This window comes from Gemmatimonas phototrophica, from assembly GCF_000695095.2.
Classification (GTDB): domain Bacteria; phylum Gemmatimonadota; class Gemmatimonadetes; order Gemmatimonadales; family Gemmatimonadaceae; genus Gemmatimonas; species Gemmatimonas phototrophica.
Genome location: NZ_CP011454.1, coordinates 4,240,685 through 4,266,089, shown reverse-complemented (window position 1 = coordinate 4,266,089; position 25,405 = coordinate 4,240,685). Strand labels below are relative to the sequence as shown.

Sequence of the window (25,405 nt, the reverse complement as noted above, 5' to 3'; positions counted from 1 at the left end):
CAATCGTGGCCAATAAGACGTACGTTAGGCGGGGTAACCCGTACCGTATCCGTCCGCGCCCTTCATCAGGACACACCCAATGCGACGTCCTTCATCAGTTCGCCGTGGTCGCGCCACCGTAGCCACGCTGGTGGCCGGTGCCGCCATTGCTGTTGTCACAATGGCGGTGAGCCACGATTCCGCGCCCCTCGTTGCGCAAGGTACGGCCCCCGATTTTGCGAAAGACGTGGCGCCGGTTCTCTATCGCAATTGTGCCAGCTGCCACCGCGACGGAGGGCTCGGACCGTTCTCCGTGCTGCAGGCGGATACCGTGAAGGCGTATGCCGACGATATTCGCGACGCCGTGCGGACCGGGTACATGCCGCCCTGGCACGCCGATGGACCGCACGGCACGTTCGCCAACGACCGTCGCCTGTCGGCGCTCGACAAGCAGACCATCGTGCGCTGGGTTGAGGATGGCGCGAAGCTGGGCGACCGCGGGGCTCACCCGGCGGCGCCGGCGTTCTCATCCAAGTGGGAGATCGGGACGCCAGACGCCACCTTCTCAATGGCCACCGATTTTGTCGTGCCTGAAAAGGGCACCATAGAGTACCAGTACTTTGAAGTCCCCACCAACCTCACCGAGGACAAGTGGGTGCAGGCGATCGAGATCATGCCGGGCGCCCGTGCAGTGGTGCACCACGCACTGGTGTTCGCGCGCCCGCCGGCGGCGCCGGTCGCTGCTCCTGCGGCTGCTCCTGCCGCGTCGTCGGCGCCCGGCGGGGCACCAACCGCCGCCCCGAAGCCGCCGATCAGCGGCGATGAAAACAACGAGTTCACCGACCCGCCACGCATCGACCAGCGAAACGCCTCGCCAATGCGCCTGGGCAATCTGGTGGGCACCACCGCGCCAGGAACGAACGTGCTGCGCTTCCCGGAAGGGGCGGCCCTGCGACTTCGCGCCGGTTCCACGCTGGTCTTCCAGATGCACTACACGGCGCACGGGCACGAAGAAAAGGACCGTACCAGTATCGGCTTCAAGTACGCAACGGCTAGGCCCGCAGATCAGGTCATTGCCAGCCAGTTCCTCAACGGCAAGTTCGTCCTGCCTGCCGGCAAGAAGGATGTGATGGTGCCGAGCACCCTCACCATCAACGAAGACGTCACGCTGTACGGTCTCTTCCCGCACACCCATGTGCGTGGCACGCGCTGGCTGTATACGCTCGAAAAGCCCGATGGCACCTCCGAAGTGATTCTCGATGTGCCGCGGTACGACTTCAACTGGCAGAGCTACTACATGTTTGCCAAGCCGCTCGTTGTACCGGCGGGCGCGAAGATCGTATCGAAGGCGTGGTACGACAACTCCGCGACCAACAAGAACAATCCTGATGCTACCAAGGATGTGCGTTGGGGCGACCAGTCGTGGGAAGAGATGCAGTACACCGGCATTCTGTTCTCGGTGAACAGTCGCCGCTTCAGCCCAGCACCGAAGTGAATGGTCGGGCGTGACGCAGAGGACTGAGCGACAACAGCTGGGTATCCTTTCCTTTGCCGTCTGGAACAACTCTCTCTGGCGTCCCACCTTTCGGCTTCACGGTTAAGGCGGCACATTTCGCGCGTTCCCCCCGGGCTCGTCCATTGGCAGGACGCGGCGCCCGCAACGGTTTCCTTTTACGCTCAGACTCATGCGACACGCGCTCATGTACATCGGAAATTTCGAGAAGAATTTTCCGAACCTCACCAACGCGACGACCAGTTTCGTGGGCAGTGATGGTGCAATGCACCCGTATCATCCATGGCCAACGAGCGCGAACGGCTTGCGCATCGGCTACATGGAGAAGGCTGGCAAGAAGTTCGTCGCGGTGCGCGTGGCCGATGATACGAGCGACGTGGTGCTGCACAACGCGCTCGTGATGGTTCCGGGCGAGCACTTCGGCTTCGGCACTCGTCTCAGCAGCGAGCCGACGCTGGTTGAGGACAACATCGCGATCCTCAAGCTGCTCGAGGATATCCTCAAGAAGAATGTGGATCACAGCAGCGAACTGCTGCAGATTCGCACGCGGTTCAAGGAGCGCGCGAGCAGCAAGTAGGGTGGCGCCCGTCTGGTGGGCATGATCTGTCGGTGCCCATCAGACGGTGTCTTGCTACTTGCGCGGCGAGTCCGCGTGTTCACGAACCGCGGTAAATGAAAACTCGGCGCCATCGCGTTCCAGCGGCAGCCAGGGTGCCGGAGCCCCGTCGCGAGCGAGACGCAAGTGAGTGAAGAACGCGCCAGGTTACGAGCCGTCCGCCGGGGTCCTGTGGTTCTCGGGCTACGATTGAGGGTAGCCCCGCTCATGCGTCAGGCCGTGGGGAGTTCCACGACCTCAAGGCCATCACTGGCCAGCAGGGCATCTTCCCACGCATAGTCGCGCGGAACGCGTGGCTGCTGCACGTGCCACGCATACGTCTCTCGCATCCCCTCCTCGAGGGGCGTAAGCGTGAGCCCCAACTGCTCCGTGACACGCGTGGCGTTGGCGGTAATGGCGGGGATATCGAGATAGACGCCGAAGTAGTTGGGGGGCTGCATGAGGCTCCCTCCCATCTGCTGAATGCGGGCGCGGGGCACGAAGGCCACCTGCAGGCGGCATCCTGCCGCCCGCGCGAGGTGACGCACAAACTCGAGCTGCGAGATGGGCGGAAAATTCCCCAGATTATACGCCTGTCCGACGGCCACCTCATGAGTCGCGGCGAGGATTGCGGCCCGCGCGACATCGTGCGCCGACACCCACTGCATCGTGGCCTGGCCGTCGTCGGGAATGATGATGGGGCGCTGATCCCGCAGTCGATCAAAGAAGAACGCTTCCCGATCGAAGGCGTTATGGGGGCCGTAAATGAAGGCGGGGCGGAGTGTTGTTACCGGTAACCCATCGTTCTTCGCAAGCGCAAAGAGCGCGCGTTCCGTGTTCGCCTTCTGCGCGGCGTAGACATCGGGATGATGTTCGGTGACCAGCGGTGAGTCTTCGGTGTACACACCGCCAATGGGATACACCGCCACACTGGAGGTGAACACATAGCGCGCGAGTCCGGGGGCCGTGGCGCGCGCCGCGGCGAGGACCTGCTCGGGAGTGGTGCCGCGCTGCCAGTCGTAGACGTTGTCGTACACCACGTCGAAGCGTTCCCCGGAGAGCGCCTTCTTCACCGCCTCGACATCATTGCGGTCGCAACGAAGAGACCGCACCCGGTCACCAAAGGGGGTATGGTCTCCGCGGTGCATGAGGACGACCTCATCAGCACGTTCGAGGAGCTGGTCCACCAGCGCCCGTCCGATGAGTTGGGTGCCGCCAATTACGAGTACACGCGCCATACGTTCTGCCCTCAGTCCAATTGTTCGTACGGAATCTCGGGGAACGGCGGCAACCCCGCCACCTTGATCACGGCGAGCAGTCCGTCCCTCGTGTGAAATTCCAGGCCATCACGCTCTACCACCACCGTTCCCGGATAGAAAGGGGCCAACCGCCGAAACTCCACATCAATTAGCCGGAAACGCTCCACCATGCGTTCCACTTCCTCGTGCGGGCGTCGACGCAAGCGGATGTGCTTTTCAATAGTGTTGGTACCGGAGGTCAGGACAATTGTACGGTTCGGTTGCCAGTGCGCCCCCATTGTGACCACGCCACGTAGCGCCTCGTGCGTTTCCGCCGGGTACTCGGCAATGTGCGCCTCAAGCGTGATTTGTGCGCCCTCAATGAGCACCACAGCCCCGGACTCATCGTGGGTGGCGGCGTGACGGTAATTGGCATCATAGAGACGCGCAAAGTACGCGGTGACCCCAACGGGATTACGGCCGGCCTCAATGTCGGCCAGTACACGCGGGTCCCATACGCCCTGTTCCCCTTCGCCGTACGAGCCGTTGCGGTACAGATCGCCCAGCTGGCGTACCAGGGTACTCTTGCCGATACCGGGCCCCCCCACGATGGCAACACGCATGTGTGAGACTCCGCTCAGCGAGTGGGAGGCGTTTGGGATACACGAAACATGGCCTGCTCATTGATGAAAAGAGAGACTGGCGCGACGTTACGCTCATGAAATAGCGGTTGCACGCCGTTACGCCAAGTCTGAGTTATCGCCACGGAAGACGATGCGGATGAATTATCGCGGTCGTGGACGGGCGATCGTTGCCATGTGCGTAGCGTTCACGGCCTGTCGTGACCATGTGCCCACGCCGGCGTCGTCGCCAACGGGGGTGACCATCGTGGCGCGCTCGGGAAACCTGAGTGCGCCGGACACCGTGCCACCCGGATGGTTACCTCTGCACCTCGAGGAGGCCGAGGGCAGGCACATTGTGGTGGCCTTCCGGCTTCCCGCGAACGCGACGGCACCCGAGGTGAGCGCGTTCGTGGAGGCGCTCGATACCGCTCCCGCCACGCCAGCGCCCGGCGTGGCCACGGGGGGTCTGGAGAATGGGGCACTGGGGGATGTCGTGGTGCATTTCACCCCCGGGGTGTACGTGCTGGCGTGCGTGCGCCGTGGCGACGATGGCCATCGCCACGTACGAAACGGAGAATCACGCGTCCTGCACGTGCGGCCGGCCACGCTGGCAGATTCGGCCGCGGCTACGGCCCCTCGCCATACACACGTCGTGGGAATGGTGGATTTTGCCTACGTCGGCCCCGAACAGTGGACGGCTGGCCCGCAGCTGCTACGGGTTGAGAATACGGGAAAGCAGGACCATCAACTCCGGTTGTCGCGCCTGCGGGAGGGCGCGTCGCTGGGGGACTGGATGCAGGCGGAAAATCCCGACTCGCTCGCCATCACGATGGCTGGTATGGCGCGCGTCAGTCCCGGCGAGGTGGCGTATCTCCCTGTGACGCTGATGAAGGGCACCTATGTGGCATACTGTCTCGTCGCCGATGGGGCGAGCAAACGTCCGCACATCGAGCTGGGCATGCTACGGGCTATTCAGGTGCCGTGAATGCTTCTTCACTGGGAGCAAAGGATGAGTGGCGCCACTGTTCAGATCAGGCATGCCCGCCAGTCCCATCCCTTCACGTTGCTCTGCCATGAATCTCCCAGCCGCGGCCGTCGGCAAGACCTTCCTGTCACTGGGCGGTGAATGTATCCGATCTCGTGCGTTGGCGTTCGCATTCCTGGCGGTGGCCGTGAATGCCGTACCGGCGAGGGCGCAGGCAGGAGCTCAGCTTCCCCAGGCAACGTCCAATGAGCAGCGGACGCCGGCCGGTCGCGATGTAAACGGAGAGAGGCATGTGACACTCCATGCGGTGCTGGCGGAGTGGCGACCGCGGGGTGAATCGGGGCCCGTGCGCAAGGCCTTGACGTTCGCGGAAGAGGGCAAGGCACCTACTACACCGGGCCCCATGATTCGCGTGCCAGCCGGGACCCGCATGCACGTCACCATTCGCAATACCCTTGCGCACCCTATTCGCGTGCTCGGCCTTGGCGACCGTGATGCCGCGCCCGCGCCGGACGCGCCATCGTTTCTGCCGGCGACGGTGCGCGCATCGCAGCTCGTGATTGCGCCAGGAGAGACACGCGACGTACGGTTCACGCCCTCGCGAGCGACGACTTCGTTCTACAAGGCGTTCCCCGAGGGGCCGCCAGCGTCCGACATCGAATACGGAGTCTTTGAAGGCGTATACATCGTGGATCCGGTGGGAAGCACGCCGCCGCCCGGTGAGCGGGTCATGATGATCTCCACCGGCAACCTCGATGAGGACAGTCCGACCTTCAAGTTCTTCCTGAATGGGCGGTCGTGGCCGCACACGGAGCGATTGTCATACACCGTTGGCGATACGGTTCGGTGGCGCGTGATCAACACGGTCCCCATTGTGCACCCGATGCACCTCCACGGGTTCTACTTCAATGTTGATGCGCGTGGTGACGGCGATGTCGATACCGTGTACACTACGGCGCAACGTCCGCATGTGGTGACCGATCGACTGAATGGCATTGGAACGCTTCGTCTGAGTTGGGTCGCGACCGAAGCAGGCAACTGGCTCTTTCATTGCCACCTTATTCGACACATGGGCGGTGCGCAGCGCTATGCCGCCGATCGAACCGCCGATAGTGCGACGACGACCGTGGCCGATGAACATGCGCACGCCCAGCACGACATGGCCGGGCTGGTGATGGGCATCACGGTACGGCCGCGCGCGGGGGTCGTGCGTACGGCCGAGCCGACCCCGCAGCGTCGCATTGACCTGTGGACCGCTACGCGACCTGGGGTTTACCAGGAGGGGCCCGGGCTGGTCTTCATTGTGCAAGACGGTGCGGTTCCGGCCCCTGATTCCGTGTCAGCACTGAGCAGTACACTGCAGCTGCGACAGGGAGAGCCCACTCGCATCATGGTCCACAACCGGCTGAGCTTTCCACTCTCGCTGCACTGGCATGGACTGGAGCTCAAGAGTGCGTATGACGGCGTCGGTGGATGGAGCGGTGAACCGGCCACGCCGAGTGCCCCAATCGCCCCCGGTGATTCCATGGCGGTGCTCATTACCCCACCACGTGCGGGTACGTTCATGTATCACACGCATGGTGAACCGGGGCACGAGTTGGCGCAGGGACTGTATGGCGGCTTCGTCGTGCTCCCGCAAGGTGCCCCGCCCATGCCGACACGCGATCGGCTCTTTCTGCTCGCGTCACGCGGCGCGGTCATTGATGCACCACCGGCCATAAATGGACGGGAGCAGGCACCAACGGAGTGGTTCACCCCCGGCGAGTCTGTACGTCTGCGATTCGGGCACATCAGTGCCGATGAACTCAAGGAAGTTCGACTATTGCGCGATGGTCGGGTGGTCGAGTGGCAACTCCTTGCCAAGGACGGCGCCGACCTGCCGACCGCGCAGCGTATGGAGGTCTCCGCGAGCTTCGAACTGGGAGTCGGTGAAACACGCGATGTAGAATGGACGCCAACAGTACCAGGCCTCTATGTGCTCGAAGTGCGAACGACCTACTACCCCCAACGTGGCGGCGCCCAGATTCAACGCGTGCCGTTTGCGGTTGGCCCGGTGACGGATGCGGCAGTTGTGGCCGCTATTCGCGGCACCGCGCTGCCGGTGGTGGCGCTCGATGCGGCGGCCCTCGCACCCTACGGCGCATTGTACACCCGCCCGGCGAGCGCGGGCAGCACCGTCGCTCCTCGTCTCCGCATCATGCTCAATCGCGAGGGGCGGCTGTACGCCGACCGGGCGCGTATCAACGATACTGTATCCGCACCGCAGTACCTGGTTCCCATCGGTGACGATACGTTCGTGTTTGGCACCTTTGATGCCGGGGTGATCACCGAAGCGCACGCTGATCATCGGGTGCGATTCCTGCGCACCAAAGGCGACATTACCGGGGTGGAAATGACGGAGCCCGGAGCGGCACCCATCCAGCTCGATCGACGCGATGCGCCACTGTTGCTGGATACCGAGCGTCAGTTGCTGATTGGTGCGTGGACTGCACCGACCGAAGGCATCACGTTGAATATCGAGTCTGCCTCTCCGGGTCTGACGCTTCGCATTTTTGGACGGCCACCGGTGCCATTGCTTGAGGATTCACGGACTCGGCTCGTGGCACCAGCATTCGATCTGGCGGTGGCATTGCACGTGGTGCGTGACGGAGATACCGTGGTGGCCATCGATCTGCTCTTCCCAGGCCAGCCGGCCATCCGAACGACACGAGTGCCCTAGCGCGTCCGCCCCGCGTCATCGCCCGCCGAAGTACAACACATTCGGCGCGTCCGATCGCGCCATGACAATATCCAGCAGTCCATCGCTATTCAGGTCGGCGACGGCAAATCCGTAGGCAATACCTTCCGCATCACCGAACGGAACCGCGTGAAAGCGGCCGGGTCCATCATTGAAGAACACGATGGGGCGCGCTTTGGTGTAGCCAACAATCACGTCGGGGCGTCCATTCCGGTCCACGTCATGTACAGCCAGCGCGTACGGACGTGCATTCGGTAGCCCCAACGGTTCAGGCGTGGCATAGGTGGTATCGCCCTCACCACGCATCGTGAGTGCGCTGCCCAGTTCATCAATCGCGACCAGATCACTGACACCGTCGCCATCCAGGTCCGCCGCATGCGCGGCGCGGATGGTACCCTTGGGCGATCCAAACGGAATGCGGGTGCCGAAGTTCCCGCGACCATCATTCAGGGCCACGACACTCTGGCCACCGTCACGATGCGGGATGAGCAGATCGAGCGCCCCGTCCCGGTTCACATCGGCCATGCTGATGGTCGTCGCGGAACCGCGTGAGATCTCTCGGCACGGTTCGGCCACATGCCCCCCGCCCGTGCCAATGCACAGATAACTGGCTGTGGCGCCGCGACTGCTGCGATTGGCCAGCGCGATATCGGGGATGCCATCACCATTCACATCGCCCACAGCCACGTGGCGCGTGTTCCAGTCCGGGCTGCCAAAGGTGGTCACGAGCGCGAAGTGTCCGGTGCCATCATTGCGATAGATCTTTTTGGCATCGGGTGAGTCGTTGCTCACGACAATGTCGAGCGCTCCGTCGCGGTCGAGATCAACCAGAATGCCGGAGTACGAGCGATCACTGGCCGTGTCCACCGGGAGGGGCGGCTGAAACACACCGGCGCCATTCCCCAGCAGCACCAGATTTCGGAGTGGCCAATGGCGTCCTCTCACCAGGAGGATGTCGAGGTGGCCATCGCGGTTCACATCGCCCACACTCGCACTGGCCGAGGTGACGCCAGAGTCTTCAAGAGCGAGGGCGCGATCGAAGCGGCGCGCACCCGCTGGTGTACCGGCCGCCGTTGGCGATTGGGACGGCGGCGGTGGGGGCGGCGCGGATGGCGGAGCCCCCGGGCGCCGTCGCGCGGTGCACTTCACTTCCACGAGTGCGGCGGGGCGCGGCATGGCGGTGACAGCCAGCGTGGCGCGGGCCGGCGGATTGACCGGAAAGAACTTGATGTACTCGGCGTTCATGGCGGCGTAATCCGCGATGTTCTTGAGGAACACCGTGCATTCGGCCACATCGGCCATGGTGGCGCCGCCGGACGCCAGCGCCGTGCGGATGTTCTCCATGGTCTGCCGCGTTTGCACCGCAATACCGCCCTCAATGATGTCCTGCGTGCCGGGCTTGATGCCCGTCATGCCGGACACAAAAACCCACTCGCCGTCGCGAATGGCCACGGAGTAGGCGGGTACGAGCGGTGCCAGACCTGAAGGATTGAGCACCTCGCGCCCCCCCTGATCGCTGCGGGGCGGTGGTGGGGGGCCGCGGCGTTGCGCGTGGAGAGGCAGTGCGAAGGCCAAACTGATGACGAGGGCCGCGCCGGTATGTACCAGGCGCGGTGATCGGCGGAGACAAAGAAGAGGAGCCATCAGGTAATCATGCACCCTGGTACCTCTTTGTGCCCTACATCTGCGCCCGCGCCGCCAACTCCGCACTGAGCCGCAGAGCCGTAGGGGTGGTGGCCAGCCCGCCCAACGCCGTACACCGATGTTCGCGTGGCATACGCTCCGCCACACGCGCCGCAGCGCCGACCACCTCGTCAAACGGAATCATGGCATTGAAGCCCGCGAGCGCCATGTTGGCGCAGGAGACGGCATTGCTCGCCGCCAGCACGTTCTTGCCGAGGCAGGGAATCTCCACGCGGGCCGCCACGGGATCGCAGATGAGCCCCAGCATGCTCTGCAGCGCCATGGAGGCAGCACCGGTGGCGTGCGTGAGTGTACCGTCAGCCAGCGTGACCAGCGCCGCCGCTGACATGGCCGCCGCCGATCCGCCTTCGGCCTGACAACCGCCCACTTCGGCGGCAAAGGTCCACGGGCCGGCAATGAAGACACCAATAAGACCGGCCGCAAGCATGGCGCGCGCCATATCCTCTTCCGAGCACTGCATCTCTTCGGCCACCGCGATGACCGACGCGGGCAATGCGGCGCAGGCACCGGCGGTAGGCGCCGCGACAATGACCCCCATCGCACTCTTCACCTCCATCAGCGCCGTCGTGTACAGCACGGTGCGATTGAGTACCCCCGCGTTCAGCAATGCCCCACGCTGCATATGATCGGCAAACATCCCCGACTGATGCCCCAGCAAACGATCGGCGTAGGTGGTACCGGCCACGCCTTCGGCGATGGACGCGCGGAGGATCCGCACGATTTCCACCATCTTGGCGAGAACCTCGGCATCGGTCAGGTTGCCGCGCGCCTTTTCGTACTCCACGGCCCACTGCCAGAGCGGAATCTCGCGCCCTCCGTCGTGCGCCATCAATTCGGCGCAACTGCGAAACGGCAGGGTGGCCCCCGGATTGGAGAGCACCGGCAACACCGGATGCAGCACCCGACCGGAAATCTCCACACGGGCACCACCATCGAGTGCCACCCGCTGCCCATCCACGTCCTGCACCTCAATCATGCCGCCTCCGGTGGAGATGGCGATCATGGTGTGCTGCTCGGTGGCGTTCGACAGCGTAAGCCGATAGGTGTTGGGGTGTGGGTCGTGCAGGTCCACGTAGCGGATCTCAACCGCCACACCGGCCTCGCGCAGGGCTTGCGGTGACATCGCCAGGCGAGCGTCGGCGGCATCCCAGCCGAGCAGTCCGCCAAAGAGCCCCATGTCGGATCCCTGACTCTGGTGGGTGGCGGGGAGCGAGCCGTGGAGATCGAATTCGATCAGCACCTGCTGGATATCACCACCCATCAGATCGCGCGCCAGTCGCCCAATGCGCAGCGCCGCCGCACAGTGTGAGCTTGAGGCCCCGCGCATGACGGGGCCGATCACGTCGTTGAAGATGCTGATCATGGCACAAGGCTGCGGCGCAACTACACGACTGTCAACTGCAACGTGCCGCATCATCACCTGCGGCATTCTTGCCGAAGCGCGTGACGTGTGCCGGTGGCCCAATGGACAGCTGGGAACGGAAGGGATTCATGTTCGACGTATTGTCCGCCGTGGGCTCCCCAGGGTAGCATACGCGAATGCCCTGTACCCGTACCGCGATGAACCGTCCGTGAGCCCGGTCGACGCTGGCGCCCTGCAAGCGGTGGGGATTCTCGCCGCCATTGCGGCCTTTGGCGCCTATCTCGTGTGGCAGCGACGGGGGCGGTTGCGTCCCTGGATCCTCTGGCTGCCGTTGACGACGGCGCTCCTGATCGTCCCCATCGCGCTGCCACTCATCAACGACCTCCGCCTGCAAACCGGCGGAGAGAGTGCCGCGTGGGGACGCCTCGGCGAAGTGATCATTCTCCTCTGGCTGATCCCGCTGTTTTCGCTGGCGGCGGGGGCGTTGCTGGCTTTGCTGGTGCTACTCCCCAGCGAAGGCTTTGCCACCAAGGAGGCCGTGCGCCGGCCACCACGTACCGGACCCTGGTACGGGTGGCTCTTCCGACGGCGCACGGAGGCCGAAATACACACCCGGCTGCTGGTCTCCATCGGATCCATGATTGTCGTCGGGGTGCTGTGGCTGCTCGGCGTACGGCCGGGCTGACCCGCGCGCTACTCGAACATCACGGGCATCGTCAGACCGAGTTTGGCGGCCTTGGCTGCGAACGCGCTGAGATCGTTGGCAATAAGGCTGCTGAACTTCTGCTTCAACGTGTCGAGTTGCCCCCGCAACATGCCATGCACTTCGACATGCTGGTCAGTGGGGCGGAAGTCGGCACTGGAGGCTGCCACATCACTGCCCACAGACGCGAGCTTTTCGTACAGCTGATTGGGTGAGCGGAAGGCGTCCTCACGCGCACCGGTGAGGGTGATGTCGTACAGCTGCCCTTCAATCTCGATGACCTTCTTTTCAATGGCGTCGATCTCCTTGAGGAACGCTTCGGCATCGGCAGTGGTCGGATTGCGCCCCGGCGGCGGCCCGAACTCCTTCGTATCCCGGATCTTTTCGCGCAGCATGTTCCGCAACTGCTCGAACGTGCGGCGGTTCCACTCCGACTCGTCGATGAGCGCCACGGTCTCGTTGAGCGCGTCGCGGATGCGCAGCGCCAGGGCGACCTGCGCTGCAATATCGCCCTCGGTGCCGGCGCTGTTGGGGTCGCGTCGCACCTCGACGTTCTGGCGCAGGGTGTCTCCCTTCCAGATCATCGCCACGGTGTACGTCCCCGGCGCCACCAGCGGACCAACCTGCCCGCCAACGAGGTCGAGATCCCAGGGCACCAGCGGACGCGAATCGAGTACGCGGAGCGAGGTGTTGCCCGGTGGCGCCGTGCGCAGCTTGGCCTTGCGTGGTCCCTCATGACGCAAATCCCAGAGGGCCCGGTTGAGCCCCCGCTTCGCTGGTGCCGTGCGGAATTTGCGAATGAGTGCGCCTGACGCGTCGTAGACGCGGAAGTTCACGGAATCGCGGGCGGTCGAATCGTTGGGAATGGTGTTGACTGTGTAGTTGATCGTGGCGGCCAGTGGCGGGTCTTGGCCGTTCACGAGCGATCCGGGCGAACCCGTTGGGGTGCTCACCTTGCGGAAGCGATAGGTGGCCCGCATGGGCAAGAGGGCCGCCGGCTTGGCCGCCAGCGAGTCGGCCATGGTGCGGAGATACGAAATGTCGTCGGCGATATAAAAGCCGCGGCCATATGTGGACACGACGAGATCATGAAAGTGCCCCTGAATCTCGATCCAGCTCACCGGGGCGTGCGGCAGGGAGCCATTGATCTCCATCCAGGACACGCCGTCGTTCAGCGACACATACAACGCGTTCTCGGTGCCCGCGTAGAGCATGCCTTTGCGCACCGGGTCCTGACGCACCACGTGCACGTAACTGAACACGCTGGCGGGAATATTGCCGTTGATGCGCACCCACGAACGGCCATAGTCGGTGGTGCGATAGATGTACGGATCCCGATCGTTGATGAGGTGCGCATCCACCGACATGTACGCCGTCCCCGCTTCGTATTTGCTGGGCTCGATGTTGGAGATCGTGCTCCACTTGGGGAGGCCGGGCACGTTCGCGGTCACGTTCGTCCAGCTGCCGCCGCCATCGCGCGTGACGTGCACGAGTCCATCCATGGTGCCGGCCCAGATCAGACCTTTCTGGAGCGGTGATTCGGCGATGGAGAAGAGCACGGTCACATTTTCGACGAACAGGTTGTCGATGACCAGTCCCCCACTTGATTCCTGCTTCGACCTGTCATTGGTGGACAAGTCGGGGGAGATGATACTCCACGACTGGCCGCCATTGGTAGTGCGATGCACCACCTGCGAACCCACATACACGGTGTTGTGATCGTGCGGGGAGATGGCAATGGGGAAGGTCCACTGGAATCGATACTTGAGATCCTTGGGGGCCACGCCATACCCCGCTTCGGGCCAGGGCTCCACGGCGCGGGCCATACGCGTTTGCAGATCGAAGGTCTCCAGGCCGGCGTCGTAGCAGCCACTCCAGACCGTGCGGTTATCGACCGTGTCGGGAATGGTCCACCCGCTCTCGCACCCGCCCACCGGGCTCCATACGCCAATGGAGCGGGAGCCACGCGAATTGCTGGGCCCCACATACGAATACCCGTCCTGCCGATTGCCGTAGAGGTTGTACGGAATCCTGGTGTCTACGGCCACGTGATACATCTGGGCATTGGGGAGCGCGATGCGCTGGAACGACTTCCCGCCGTCAACGGTGATGCCTACGCCGCCGTCGTCCCCCACCATGAACCGGTTGGGGTCACGGACATCCCACCAGATGTCATGCAGGTCACCGCCGGCCCGCGGCGGATTGGGCATCTTGGTCAAGCCACCGTCGCTCGTGCCGACAAAGCGCACGCCCACCACAAACAGTTTGTCGGCGTTGTCAGGCGCAATGCCAAAACGGGTGTAGTACTGCGGGCGCTCCAGCAAGTCGTGATCGCGATTCACCGACCGCCAGCTGCGGCCCCCATCGTCGGAGCGATAGAGCGCCGGCTCTTTCATTTCGATCAACGCGTAGAGACGTTGCGCATCGCTGCGGGCGACCCCCACGGCGATCTTGCCCATGGTGCCGGCCCTCGGCAATCCTTTGCCCCATCCCTGGCCGTCGGCGCCACCATCGAGCCGCCGCCACGTGTCGCCGCCATCGCGTGACATGTAGATCCCGCTGCCATGGCCACCGGAATGTTTGTTCCACGGCACGATGTACTGCTGCCAGCTGGCCGCAAAGAGCACGCGCGGATTGGTGGGGTCCATGGCCACATCAATTATGCCGGTGCTGTCGTTCACGAACAGCACTTTCTTCCACGTGGTCCCGCCGTCGGTGGTGCGCCAGAGTCCACGGTCCTGCTGCGGGCCGTAGCCATGCCCTTGCGCCGCCGCGTACACCACATTGGGGTTGTCCGGGTGAATGAGCACGCGCCCAATGCGTCCGGTGTTCTCGAGCCCCATGCGCTTCCAGTGCTCACCGGCATCGGTGGAGCGATAAATGCCATCGCCAATGGAGACATTGCTGCGCAGGAACGTTTCGCCGGTACCGAACCAGACCACGTTGGGGTCTGAGGGCGCCACGGCCACGGCGCTCACGGAGGAGACCCGCAGCGAGTCGGTGACTGGCGTCCAGCGCACGCCACCGTTGGTGCTCTTGAACAGACCGCCCGACGCGGCCCCGGCGTAGTAGGTGCGATACTCGCCCGGTACGCCCGCTACGGCAATCACGCGATTGCCATCAGGGCCCACAAAGCGCCACGTGGGCACCTTGATGAACGACGAATCGAGCGTGGTGGTGGCCGTGGCGGGGGTGGCAGGGGTGATCCCCCGAGGGCGCTGCGCGCCGAGGAGGCCAGGGAGGCATCCGACGACGAGACTGGAAACGCCAAGGACAGTGCGGAAGGACATGGGGCCGGGCCGGGGCGGGAGCGGGTGGACGAGCGAGCGACGCAGGCGGCGAATGTGCCACGCGAACGACAGCCCCGCCACCGGTACGCTTCCTGCGACGGAATGACACCGCATACGAGGTGTCATCCTGTGCGTTCCTCGCCACATGCCTTACGGCAGTGAGTGCGACTATGAGTTCCCCCCTGTTCTCCCCGTCGGCCACCCGTGAACAGCTCATCCGGGCGGTCCTGCCCGGGCTGCTGCTTGCCACGCTGACGTTGTTGCTGGGGTTCGGGCTTGGTGTGGTCTTCGGACTGAACGAAGAGGCCATTACCTCACGTCTGGCGGCCACTGCCGCGCAGGCGCCCCCGGCCGTTTACCACGGCGACGCCGCGATGGTGCAATCAGTGCTCGCCAAATCATGGACATACATGCAGCGTTCCCATCTCCACGCCGGGGCGCTGGGCACCACGGCGGTGGCGCTGACCGTGGTGGTCGTCCTCATTGGCGTGCGGGACACGCTGGCACGTCTCGTGAGTGTGGCGCTGGGGCTCGGTGGGCTTGGCTATGCGCTCTTCTGGGTGCTGGCCGGTGCCCGGGCGCCGGCACTGGGGAGCACCGGCGCCGCCAAGGAGTCGCTCGCCTGGCTGGCGATCCCTTCGTCAGGGCTGGTGGTGGCCGGGACACTGTCGGTCGCGGTACTGCTCGTGTTGCGGTACCTGGACCATCCGTCCCGGCCATCGTGATGCGTTATGCCACCGGCAGCGCGCGGGCGGCTTCTTGTGCATAGTGCTGCTGCGCTGAGACACCTGCGCCCTCGACCATCGAATACTGGCCGTCCGCGTGCAATTCCCACGCGGTGGGGTCGTTGAGGTAGCAGGCGAGCAGTTCGTCGAGCTGCCGCTGTTGTGCCGCGGTAATGACGGGCACAAGCAGTTCGACGCGCCGCCGCAGATTGCGTGGTCGCAGATCACTCGAGCCAATCAGATACTCGACGTCACCGTCGTTGTGAAACCGGTAGACGCGGGAATGCTCGAGGAAGCGTCCCACGACACTCACGACGCGGATGTGTTCGGACAGTCCGGGGACCTGTGGGCGCAGTGTGCAGATCCCGCGGACGACAAGCTGCACGGGAACCCCCGCCAGCGAGGCGGCATACAGTGCCCGGACCATTTCGCGGTCGGCCAGGGCGTTCACCTTGGCGGTTATCCCACTCGGCCGTCCGGCCTGTGCGTTGGCCGTTTCGCGGGCAATGCGATCGAGCAGCGCGGTACGCAACTGATGCGGGGCCACCAGGGCTTCGCGTGGCAGTGCCGCCGGCGCGCGCGGGGTCTCGCCATCCCCCCCACTCACCGCCCGGAAGAGTGCCGTGATGTCTTCACCGAGCGATGGCCGCACAGAAAACAGCGATAGATCGGTGTACAGCCGCCCGCTGCGGGGATTGTAGTTGCCGGTCCCCACGTGTACGTAGCGGCGCAGCAGATCGCCTTCGCGTCGCACCACCAGCGCGGCCTTGGCGTGCACCTTGAGCCCCGGCAATCCGTACACCACGTGGCCACCGGCGCGCTCGATCGCCCGCGCCCAGCGCACATTGTGCTCTTCGTCGAAGCGCGCCTGCAACTCCACCAGCGCAAACACCCGTTTGCCCGCCTCGGCGGCCAACAGCAGCGCCCCGGCCACCGGCGACGGATGGCCAACCCGATACAGCGTGGCGGCAATGGTGGTGACATCCGGATCGGCCGCCGCTTCCTCAAAGAAGCGAACGACCGTGTCGTTGAAGTCATCGAACGGATGATGCGCCAGCACGTCGCCGTCGCGGATCGTTGCCAAAACGGAACGTCCTGTGAACGGCGACCGCTGGGGCAGCAATGGCCACGATAGCCCTGGTGTGGACGCCGGGAACGGCAGCTGCGTGAGGCACCGCAGGTCGAGCAGGCCGTCCACGACTTGCACGGCCGATACCGTAAGCGACTGGTCGCGGGCCGACGCTTCGCGATGCAGGCCCTCAATGAGTACGGCGCTGACAGCGGTTGGCATCCCCCGGTCCACTTCCACGCGGACGGCGGGATTGAGCGGGCGACGCAGCGTCGCGCGGTCTACCGCGTCCAGCAGATCCTGCCCGTCGTCGTCGGTGAGTTGCAGATCGCCACCGCGCGTGACACGAAAGAGATGTGCACTCTCCACCAGTACGTCAGGGTACAGCGCGGCGACATTGGCGCGCAGCACATCTTCCAGGGGAATAACCGTACCGACCCGACCCGGGACCGGGAGCAGTCGGGGCACATCACCGGGGAGCTCGTGTTCGGCCACGCGCAGCCGGCCCCCTTCCTGATCGCGGTACACGACAGCCATGAACAGCCCCAGATGCGCCAGGTGCGGTATGGGGTGTCCGGTGCTGAGGGTCACCGCATGCGAGTGCAGGGTGGGGTGAATATCCCGCTCGTACAGCGCGTGCAGCGATCCCCTCTCCTCCGGAGTCAGGGTCTCCCAGCGTAGGAGTTGCACCCCACACCGGGCTGCATCCGCCAGACAGGCGGCGGCAAGCGAGTCCATCCGTGCCATAATGTCCTGAACGGCGCGTTCCACCCGGGCCAGCGTTCGCGCGGCCACACTGCTCTCTTCCGGATCTTCACTCGCGGCCCGGCGCAATTCGGCCATGCGCACCATGTACAGCTCATCGAGATTGCTGGTCACGATGCCGAGAAAGCGGAATCGCTCCACGAGCGGCACCGCGGGATCCGCCGCCAGCGACAGCACGCGGTGCTGAAACGCGAGCAGGCTCAGTTCGGCCTCGAGGAGGTCCTCGTCGTGTTCCGACTGGGTCAGCAGGGGGTGGGCAAAAGTCATCGCGCCACAAGATAGGCCAAACACGAAGGTTCTGCTGAAGCACTAGCTTTCCCGCGTCCCCGCATGATCCTTCCGGTTTTTGTTTCCGCCTCACCTTCCGGATCCCGGTATGTCACGCTGTCGAACCTCCGCGCGCTACGCCCTCCTCGCCTCCCTCGCCTGGGTCGGCCTCGACTCGGCGACGGTACACGCGCAGCGCCCAAGCACCATGGCTGGTCGCTCGACGGTCTACGCCCCCAACGGCATGGTGGCGACGAGCCAACCGCTCGCCTCGGCGGCTGGTCTGGAGATCCTGCGGCGTGGTGGCAATGCCATTGACGCCGCCGTGTCCGCCGCCGCGGTGCTGAGCGTGACCGAGCCGCACATGACAGGCATTGGCGGCGATATGTTCGCCATCGTGTGGCTGGCCCGGGAGCAGCGTCTGGTGGCGCTCAACGCGAGTGGCCGGGCCGGTTCGCTCATGACGCGCGAAACGCTGCAGGCGCGCGGATTCCGCGCCGGGTCGCAACAGGGGGTCATGTCGGTCACAGTGCCCGGCGCTCTGGCGGGATGGGACAAGCTGGTCCGTACCTATGGCAAGTGCACGTTGGCGCAGGTGCTGCAGCCGGCCATAGGCTACGCGCGCGATGGATTTCCCGTCTCGCCGATCATTGCCGCGCAATGGGCCAACGAAGTGGCGTTCCTGCAGCGCGACTCGGCCGCTGCCGCCACCTACCTGCCCGGCGGACGGGCACCGAAGGCTGGGGAATGGTTCCGGAACGCCGACTATGCGCGCACGCTCAGAACCATTGCCGACAGCGGCATTGGGACGTTCTATGGCGGCAGTCTTGGTCAGCGAATCGTGGCACGCATCAGCGCGTTGAACGGATTTGTCACGCTGAATGACTTGCGCCGGAATGCGCCCGAGTGGGTGACCCCCATGTCGGTGCCGTTTCAGGGCTATCGCGTGTGGGAACTGCCGCCCAGCAATCAGGGAATCGCCGCGCTGGAAATGCTGCGCATTCTCGAGCCCTATGATCTCAAGGCCATGGGGCACAACTCACCGGCGTACCTGCACCATCTTATAGAAGCCAAGAAGTTGGCGTATGCTGATCTTGATCGCTTTGTCGGTGACGCGGACCATCTGGCCATGCCGGCGTCGCAGTTGCTCACCGACGAGTTCATCGCCGAACGCCGCAGTCACCTGAACCCGCAGCGCGCGCAGGAGCGGGTAGACCCGGGGCCGCTGCGCACCAAAAGTGAAACGGTGTATCTCACGGTTGCCGACGCCGAAGGGAACATGGTGTCCTTCATCAACTCGATTTACGACTACTTCGGGTCGGGGATCGTGGTTCCGGGTACCGGCTTCGCGCTGCACAATCGAGGCGCCGGTTTCACACTGACCGAAGGGCTGCCCAATACGGTTGCTCCGGGGAAGCGCCCGTTTCACACGCTCATTCCGGGGTTCGTGACGCAGACCGTGAACGGCCGCGAGCAGGCGTACATGAGCTTCGGCCTCATGGGTGGCGGAGTGCAGGCCCAGGGGCATGTGCAGTTCCTGCTCAACCACTTCGTCTTCGGCATGGACGTGCAGGAGGCCATCGATGCGCCACGCTTTCGTCACTATGACCGTCAGCGGGTGGCGCTCGAACCCCCCATTGGCGATGGCGTACGCAATGCACTGGTGGGGATGGGGCATGTGCTCATTGAGCAGCCCACTATCGCCTTTGGCGGGGCACAGGCCATTGTGCGTCTTGCCCGGGGATTCGCCGCGGGGAGCGACCCGCGCAAGGATGGCATGGCGGTGGGTTACTGAGCCCCTTCCGTCCCGTACGAGACGCAGCGAGGTTCTGAGATGCCTCGACGACTACTCGGTCCGGAACTGCGAGCGTACTCGCTGATTACGTGGTGCTTTGAACGGCTCTTCTGGGGCATGTATCTGCTCTCCCCGAGTCGGCTGGCCGGGGGCAGCCGTGTGGTGCACTACCGCTCGGAAGCCTTCCGGCTGGACCCGCATGGCACCACGGTTCGTCGCTCACGGCGTGTTGAGGTCTACATCCTCAGCTGGTTCCTTATCGAGATGTTCCTGCTCGCCATCGCCGCCCTCGAACTTGGCTGGCCGCTGGTGGTGTCACGCGTCTTGGCGAGCATTCGCATCCTCGACATCCTGCAGTCCTCCGTCAATCTCAGCGTCTTCGATCAGCTGCGGTCGCGCGGATCACTGATGGTGTCGTCGGCCGTGCGCACACTGGTGCTCAGCTTCCTGAACTACCTCGAGCTGATCATCCTGTTTGGTATTCTGTACACCTCGGTCAACAGCCAGCTGGTGGGGTCGGCGGGATGGCTCGATGCGCTGTACTACAGTGTGGTTACGCAGCTGACCATCGGGTACGGTGATATCCGCCCTCTGGGTGTGGCCCGTCTGATCAGCTCTCTGCAGGGGTTGATCGCCGTGGCGTTCACCATTCTGATTTTTGGACGCATCGTCTCCGTGCTGCCGCGCATTGAGAGTGTCATGCGCCACGACGACACCGACCCGCCGTCTCCCTGACCGCCACCGCCGAGGGTGTCAGGGCATCAACTGCGCCCACTGGGCCGTGTCGGTGTACTGCTGAAACGACACGATGTGTCCGCCCTCGAAGCGGTAGACGTGGCAGAACGGAGCGTCGAGCGTGGCGCCGGTATGTTTCATGGTGCCACCATAGCGGCCGAGCACGATGACATGATTGCCGCCATCGATGATCTCGCTGGGGACGGCGGTAAAGTGGTCAATCGCGGCGAGCAAGCGGCCAAACACGCCTTCGCCAATGGCCTGCGCCCCCACGTACGGATTGCGATCGGCCAGCGGGTTGCCCTGGGCTTCGTGCCACTGGATGTCAGGCGCCATGGCGCCAAAGAGCACCGACGGATCGTTGTTCGCGAACGCGGCATACGCCGCCTGAATGGTCTGCGCGTTGGACATCGAAAGCTCCGAAACGGGAAGAAGGAGAACGCGTAGTGCACGGGGTACCATCAATAGGCATCCGGCTCAGCAGGCGGCAATGGCTATTGGGACGATTTAGGATGTCGCATATTTCATGTGTGGTCAGGCTGTCCGCCGGGGCCCGGCGTGGGCCATGCGACTGGCTGTGCGGTTTCTCTTCAACGGCGAGCGAGATATGAGCGAGATCAAAGTGGCTGGAGACAAACTCAAGTCCACTCTCAAGCAGCTGCTGCGCGAAGGTAACGTGCGCCGCGTCATCATTCGCAACGCCAGTGGCCGGACCCTGCTGGACATGCCGTTGACGGCGGGCGTCGCGGGCGTGGTATTGATGCCCTTCTGGATTGCCGTGGCGGGCATTGTCGCACTCGCCAAGGAGTTCACGATTGTGGTGGAGCGAGATCCGGATGGGGCAGTGGTACGCTCAGAATAGCGGCGGCTGCTGCACCCAACTCCACGCCAGTGCGGCCACACACAACAGCACGAGGATTACACTCCCCCAGCCCAGTACCTTCTCCGTGGGCGTGGAACAGGAGGCACCCATGATGGAGTGGTCGGCGGCCAACAGCATCAACGCAATCAGATGGAGCGGCAACACAATGGCATTCAGTACCTGGCTCGAATAAATGAGCGGAATGAGCGGAAGCCCCGGCAGGGCGACGATGCTGATAGCCGCGACGGTCAAGCCGACAAACGCGGCGTAAAACCACTGGAAATGGCGGGCATCCAAATCGAGAGAGGCGGGCTCGCCGACACCTTCTGCAATGGAATACGCGGTGGCAATAGGCACGATGGCGGCGGCCAGCAAGGAGGCGCCGAGCAGTCCTGCGCCGAAGAACACCGTGGCAAACGAACCGGCAAGTGGCCGCAATGCGGCCGCAGCATCGCCTGCCGTCTCAATGCGTACGCCGGCCTGATGCAGCGTCGCCGCACAGGCCACGGCAATCGCGAGGCCAATGACTCCCGTGAGTACGGAACCGATAATGACGTCCCAGCGGGCCCAGCGTAGCGAGTCCGTGGTGATGCGCTTGTCCACGGCGTATGACTGAATAAACGCCAGTCCCCACGGGGCGAGCGTTGTGCCAAGTGACGCGGTCAGGGCAATCCAACCGGCGTCGGTGTTGGGCAAGTTTGGCAGGAATGCTCCCGCAATCACCTCCGACCACGCGGGGCGGGCCAGCACGCCATCCACGATATAGAGCGCCAACGTGGAGGAGATGACGAGCAATACGTGCTCAACACGGTGGAACGAGCCAAGCAGCACAACGAGCGTGATGAGGACGCCGGCAACCGGGGCACTGAGCCACGCCGGTACGCCGATGAGCGATCCCGCGGCGGCAATGCCGGCGTACTCGGCGCAAATCGTGCCGAAGTTCGCGAACAACAGCGCGATGACGCTGACGTATCCCCAGTGCCGACCCCACCGGGTGCGAATGATGCCGACAAAGCCTTTGCCGGTGGCGGCACCAATCCGGACCGCCACCAGATGAAACTGGACCAGCAACACGGTGGACAGGGGAATGATCCACAGCAGTCGGTAGCCGTGGTCAGCCCCCAGCACGGAATAGGTCGTGATCCCGGCCGGGTCATCGTCGGAGAGACCCGCCAGCAACCCCGGGCCCAGCACGGCCAGGAAGGCGGCCAGCGCGGACGCGCCGGCCGTGCGCAGAGTGGCAAAACGCGCGCTGAAGCCCCGCCGCACATGCGCAACACCATGCGGGCTGATGCCGGGTGGGCGGGAGCGGCGTTTTGCGGACTTCGTGTTCATCTCACGTCAACTGGCCGAGCCTTAGCGACGTTGTACGACCGGGTTACGCAACAGGCCAACCCGCTCCAGTTCCACTTCCACCACATCGCCGCTTTTCATCTGTCGCGTGGTCCCCGGAGTGCCACTGTAAATCACATCCCCCGGCTCGAGGGTGACATAGCGGCTGATGTAGCTCACAATCTCCGCGACGCTGAAGATCAGGTCCTTGGTACGCTGGGATTGCACCACTTCGCCGTTGAGTCGAGTCTGCAATAGCAGATCGTCGTAGTTCACGCCGGTGACAATCACTGGGCCGAGGGGGCCAAAGGTGTCGGCGGCCTTGGCGCGAAACCACTGCAAGTCGCTCTTCTGCCAATCGCGCTCGGAGACATCATTCCCCGTGGTCACGCCGAATACGTAGTCCTTGGCGTTGGCGACCGGGACATTGTGGGCGCGTTTGCCAATCACGAGCACCATTTCCCCCTCGTAGTGCACGTTCGTGGCATCGGGTGTGAGCACCACCGTGTCATTGTGCGCAATGATCGACGTAGGGAGTTTGGCAAAGAGACCGGGATACGCGGCCGCACTCCGTTCGCCGAGGTGCGTCTGGTAGTTGAGTCCCACGGCAATCACCTTCGACGGGGTGGCCGGCGCCAGGAGGGTCACCTTTGACCGCGGCACCTTGACCCCCGTCGGTGTCTTGTCCAGCCAGGGGGCACCGCGCAGCTGGGAAATCTGGTCGCCGTCGAGACGTCCATAGGAGACCCGGCCTCCCATCTGATAGCGCACATAGTTGGCGGGTTGGGCGGCGAGGGCCGCCGGCCCGGCAAGGAGCACGGCCAGTACCAGCATTCGGCGAAGCATGAGATCCTCGGAGTTGGGGGGAGTGCGACCCTCAACGCTACGGGGGCAACGCCGCCCGCGCCAGAAAGAGCCGTCCCGTGCTCCTGCCACCTTCGATCGTGAAGGCTGCCGCGTACTATTCACGCATGTCTACTCGCGGATTGACGGTCGCCGGTGTCCCCATCTTACTGGCTCGTCCATCCGAGTCGAGGGGGTATCCACTCCCCACGGTGCTTTGGTGTCACGGCTTCCGTGCTGATGCGCTGGCACATGCGAGAGAGCTCGAACGGTGTGCCCGGGCGGGCTTTCTCGCGATTGGCATTGATGCGGTGGGCCACGGCGCTCGCCTCGATGCCGGCATGTCTGCCCGAATTGCGCGCGACGGCGGTGCGCTGCCGCTCATGCTGGAACAGGTTGAGCACACCGTCAACGAGGTGCCGGGTCTCCTCCACGCGCTGGTGTCAGAGTTCGACGCCAGCGCCGAGGCCATGTCCCTGGTGGGCATTTCCATGGGCGCCTTTCTCGCCTATCGCGCCGTTGGGGCGGGGCTTCCCGTGCGTGCCGTCGTCGCCTTGCTGGGAAGTCCCGAATGGTCGTCGGGCACCAGCGCTCACCTCGTGCCCCAATGCTTTCGCGATGTCTCTCTGCTCAGCATCACGGCGGAGCATGATGTGAGTGTACCGCCAGCCGCCGTGGTGCGCTTGCACACGGCGTTGGACACGCGCTACGGAACCACCCCGTCACGGCGGCATGACGTGTTGCGAGGCGCCGGTCATCTTACGTCGGCAGTGGAGTGGGAGCAGGCGATGCAGGCCACCATGGAATGGCTGGAGCAGCATGGCAGATAACGCACCACCTTCCCCTCCTGTGCTACGGTGCCGTTGGCTGATCCGGGTTGGGCTTGTGGATCACGCTTTCGATGCCACTCATCAGGGCATCGAGTGCCCAGGGCTTCGGAAGGAACGCCACGCTGGAGTCGGCACTCAGAACATCATCGAGCACTTCGAGCGCAAATCCTGATACAAGCAGGACCGGTGTCGTACGGCCGGCGCTGCGCAGGAGGTGGACGAGTTCAATGCCCGTTCCCCCCGGCATCATCACGTCGGAGACAATGCCATCCACTTTGGGGGCCGTCTCCAGCCACGCCATCGCCGCGGCAATATCGCCAACGCTGGTGACGCGATGTCCCAGACGCCGCAGCGCACGCTCGGTGACACTCCGGATTTCGGGTTCATCGTCAATGACCAGCAGGTCATAGCGCTCGCTCCGTCGGATTCCAGTGGGCGGCGTGGTAGGCACGCGCTCGCGACGGATGACGTCACTGCCGCGCAGGGTGGAAGGAAACCACAGTGCTGCCGTGGTCCCGATGCCTTCTTCACTGTCGAGTACAAGACGACCATTGTGCTGCGCCATGCAACGATGCACGATGGCCAGCCCGAGCCCCGTCCCTTCGTGAGCCGCCTTGGTCGTGAAAAAGGGTTCGGTTGCTCGTCCAAGCACCTCGGGGGGCATGCCCGGTCCATTGTCCCGCACCTCAAGTACCTGCCACGGCCCGTCCTCGGTCTGCCGACCGTGAACGGTTATGGTCAGTCGTCCGTGCGCCCCCATGGCATCACGCGCATTCAGCGCAAGATTGAGCAACGCCTGTTGAATGGCATCATGGTCAAACTCGAGTGTGACATCAGGAAGGACGGGTGGCATCTCGAGCTGCATGTTGGGAGGGAGCACGCGTCGCAACATCTCCTCCGTTTCCCGAAGGAGTGGCGCCAGTGGCTGCGCCACACGCTCCACGACATCGTGCCGGCTGATCGACAGCAACCGACGGGTGAGGCGCGCCCCCCGCACTGCCGCATCATCGATCGCGGAGAGCTCTTCCCGCACGGTGGCACCGCCAAGCGCCTCCACATTGGCCCGCACCACGGTGAGCAGATTGTTGAAATCATGCGCCAGACCACTGGCCAGTCGCCCCACCAGATCGAGCTGACGGACACGCTGCAGCTGTTCCTGCTGCTGTGCCGCCTGGGAATGCGCCGCCTCCAGTTCCACAGCGAGCCCCAGCAGGAGATGAATCACCAGGGGTGCCACCATGGCCGGGACTATGACTGCCGGTACGAAGTACGCCGGCAGATCCTCGGGTTGTCCCTCAAAAACCACAAAAAAGACCGCCACGAGCGCGACTGAAGCCGCGACACTGAAGGCTGTCAGCAGGAGCATGGTGCGGAGGCGGCCCAGCCTCACAAGTCGAGCGTGCCAAATCATTGGGTCTGGGGCAATAGTGACGGAACGTACTGGCGTGAACA

General features: G+C 64.1%; 20 protein-coding genes. 10 read left to right on the top strand and 10 right to left on the bottom strand.

What is annotated here, in order from left to right; all coding sequences use genetic code 11:
* The first annotated feature begins 79 nt into the window (after positions 1-79).
* Together GEMMAAP_RS17980 and GEMMAAP_RS17975 are read left to right on the top strand one after the other, a co-directional pair.
* Positions 80-1,474 (top strand): c-type cytochrome, encoded by a 1,395-nt coding sequence (locus GEMMAAP_RS17980; RefSeq protein WP_026848111.1) that lies wholly within the window; start codon positions 80-82, stop codon positions 1,472-1,474.
* A gap of 190 nt (positions 1,475-1,664) precedes the next feature.
* Positions 1,665-2,069 carry a hypothetical protein gene (locus GEMMAAP_RS17975; protein WP_026848112.1) on the top strand — a complete coding sequence of 135 codons (405 nt, stop codon included), beginning with the start codon at positions 1,665-1,667 and terminating at the stop codon, positions 2,067-2,069.
* 251 nt (positions 2,070-2,320) lie between these two features.
* Here GEMMAAP_RS17975 and GEMMAAP_RS17970 read toward each other — a convergent pair whose 3' ends face one another.
* Positions 2,321-3,325, bottom strand: a complete 1,005-nt coding sequence (locus GEMMAAP_RS17970; RefSeq protein ID WP_043579302.1) for an NAD-dependent epimerase/dehydratase family protein — start codon at positions 3,323-3,325, stop codon at positions 2,321-2,323.
* Between the two features lie 11 nt (positions 3,326-3,336).
* Positions 3,337-3,948, bottom strand: coding sequence for a hypothetical protein (locus GEMMAAP_RS17965; protein WP_026848113.1), 612 nt, complete (start codon positions 3,946-3,948; stop codon positions 3,337-3,339).
* 157 nt (positions 3,949-4,105) lie between these two features.
* Here GEMMAAP_RS17965 and GEMMAAP_RS17960 point away from each other — a divergent pair, with 157 nt between their 5' ends.
* Positions 4,106-4,933 (top strand): hypothetical protein, encoded by an 828-nt coding sequence (locus tag GEMMAAP_RS17960; protein WP_043579304.1) that lies wholly within the window; start codon positions 4,106-4,108, stop codon positions 4,931-4,933.
* Between the two features lie 88 nt (positions 4,934-5,021).
* A complete protein-coding gene (locus GEMMAAP_RS17955) occupies positions 5,022-7,652 on the top strand; it encodes a multicopper oxidase domain-containing protein (protein WP_026848115.1) in 2,631 nt (876 codons plus the stop codon).
* A gap of 15 nt (positions 7,653-7,667) precedes the next feature.
* Here the strand turns inward: GEMMAAP_RS17955 and GEMMAAP_RS17950 are convergent, their stop codons facing one another.
* Both GEMMAAP_RS17950 and GEMMAAP_RS17945 read right to left on the bottom strand, forming a co-directional pair.
* Complete coding sequence (locus GEMMAAP_RS17950) at positions 7,668-9,314, bottom strand: FG-GAP-like repeat-containing protein (protein WP_082821461.1); 1,647 nt, start codon at positions 9,312-9,314, stop codon at positions 7,668-7,670.
* A gap of 34 nt (positions 9,315-9,348) precedes the next feature.
* The gene (locus tag GEMMAAP_RS17945; protein WP_043579308.1) at positions 9,349-10,737 is read right to left on the bottom strand and encodes an L-serine ammonia-lyase, iron-sulfur-dependent, subunit alpha; all 1,389 of its coding nucleotides are present in this window, start codon (positions 10,735-10,737) and stop codon (positions 9,349-9,351) included.
* Between the two features lie 208 nt (positions 10,738-10,945).
* Here GEMMAAP_RS17945 and GEMMAAP_RS17940 point away from each other — a divergent pair, with 208 nt between their 5' ends.
* Positions 10,946-11,422 carry a hypothetical protein gene (locus tag GEMMAAP_RS17940; RefSeq protein ID WP_145979225.1) on the top strand — a complete coding sequence of 159 codons (477 nt, stop codon included), beginning with the start codon at positions 10,946-10,948 and terminating at the stop codon, positions 11,420-11,422.
* A gap of 8 nt (positions 11,423-11,430) precedes the next feature.
* On the opposite strand, the gene GEMMAAP_RS17935 is transcribed toward GEMMAAP_RS17940, so the two are convergent.
* Positions 11,431-14,730: a WD40/YVTN/BNR-like repeat-containing protein gene (locus GEMMAAP_RS17935; protein ID WP_158514918.1), complete on the bottom strand. Its 3,300-nt coding sequence runs from the start codon at positions 14,728-14,730 to the stop codon at positions 11,431-11,433.
* 170 nt (positions 14,731-14,900) lie between these two features.
* Between GEMMAAP_RS17935 and GEMMAAP_RS17930 the strand changes: the two genes are divergently transcribed.
* Positions 14,901-15,455, top strand: coding sequence for a hypothetical protein (locus GEMMAAP_RS17930; RefSeq protein ID WP_026848120.1), 555 nt, complete (start codon positions 14,901-14,903; stop codon positions 15,453-15,455).
* A 4-nt stretch (positions 15,456-15,459) separates the two neighbouring features.
* Here the strand turns inward: GEMMAAP_RS17930 and ppk1 are convergent, their stop codons facing one another.
* Positions 15,460-17,556 (bottom strand): polyphosphate kinase 1, encoded by a 2,097-nt coding sequence (gene ppk1 / locus GEMMAAP_RS17925; RefSeq protein WP_053333532.1) that lies wholly within the window; start codon positions 17,554-17,556, stop codon positions 15,460-15,462.
* A 109-nt stretch (positions 17,557-17,665) separates the two neighbouring features.
* Between ppk1 and ggt the strand changes: the two genes are divergently transcribed.
* Both ggt and GEMMAAP_RS17915 read left to right on the top strand, forming a co-directional pair.
* Positions 17,666-19,351, top strand: coding sequence for a gamma-glutamyltransferase (ggt, locus tag GEMMAAP_RS17920; RefSeq protein WP_026848121.1), 1,686 nt, complete (start codon positions 17,666-17,668; stop codon positions 19,349-19,351).
* 39 nt (positions 19,352-19,390) lie between these two features.
* On the top strand, positions 19,391-20,086 hold the full coding sequence (locus GEMMAAP_RS17915; RefSeq protein WP_026848122.1) for a potassium channel family protein: 696 nt from the start codon (positions 19,391-19,393) through the stop codon (positions 20,084-20,086).
* Between the two features lie 18 nt (positions 20,087-20,104).
* Here GEMMAAP_RS17915 and GEMMAAP_RS17910 read toward each other — a convergent pair whose 3' ends face one another.
* Positions 20,105-20,497 carry a nuclear transport factor 2 family protein gene (locus GEMMAAP_RS17910; protein WP_026848123.1) on the bottom strand — a complete coding sequence of 131 codons (393 nt, stop codon included), beginning with the start codon at positions 20,495-20,497 and terminating at the stop codon, positions 20,105-20,107.
* Between the two features lie 154 nt (positions 20,498-20,651).
* Here GEMMAAP_RS17910 and GEMMAAP_RS17905 point away from each other — a divergent pair, with 154 nt between their 5' ends.
* Complete coding sequence (locus GEMMAAP_RS17905) at positions 20,652-20,948, top strand: DUF4342 domain-containing protein (RefSeq protein ID WP_075071564.1); 297 nt, start codon at positions 20,652-20,654, stop codon at positions 20,946-20,948.
* On the opposite strand, the gene GEMMAAP_RS17900 is transcribed toward GEMMAAP_RS17905, so the two are convergent.
* Both GEMMAAP_RS17900 and GEMMAAP_RS17895 read right to left on the bottom strand, forming a co-directional pair.
* Positions 20,940-22,283 carry an NRAMP family divalent metal transporter gene (locus GEMMAAP_RS17900; protein ID WP_026848124.1) on the bottom strand — a complete coding sequence of 448 codons (1,344 nt, stop codon included), beginning with the start codon at positions 22,281-22,283 and terminating at the stop codon, positions 20,940-20,942. The two genes, GEMMAAP_RS17905 and GEMMAAP_RS17900, sit on opposite strands and share 9 nt — an antisense overlap.
* 21 nt (positions 22,284-22,304) lie before the next feature.
* A complete protein-coding gene (locus GEMMAAP_RS17895; RefSeq protein WP_026848125.1) occupies positions 22,305-23,126 on the bottom strand; it encodes a fumarylacetoacetate hydrolase family protein in 822 nt (273 codons plus the stop codon).
* Between the two features lie 125 nt (positions 23,127-23,251).
* On the opposite strand from GEMMAAP_RS17895, the gene GEMMAAP_RS17890 reads away from it, so the two are divergent.
* Positions 23,252-23,953 carry an alpha/beta hydrolase family protein gene (locus GEMMAAP_RS17890; RefSeq protein ID WP_145979224.1) on the top strand — a complete coding sequence of 234 codons (702 nt, stop codon included), beginning with the start codon at positions 23,252-23,254 and terminating at the stop codon, positions 23,951-23,953.
* Between the two features lie 22 nt (positions 23,954-23,975).
* On the opposite strand, the gene GEMMAAP_RS17885 is transcribed toward GEMMAAP_RS17890, so the two are convergent.
* Positions 23,976-25,319 (bottom strand): hybrid sensor histidine kinase/response regulator, encoded by a 1,344-nt coding sequence (locus tag GEMMAAP_RS17885; RefSeq protein ID WP_145979223.1) that lies wholly within the window; start codon positions 25,317-25,319, stop codon positions 23,976-23,978.
* Between the last annotated feature and the right edge of the window lie 86 nt (positions 25,320-25,405).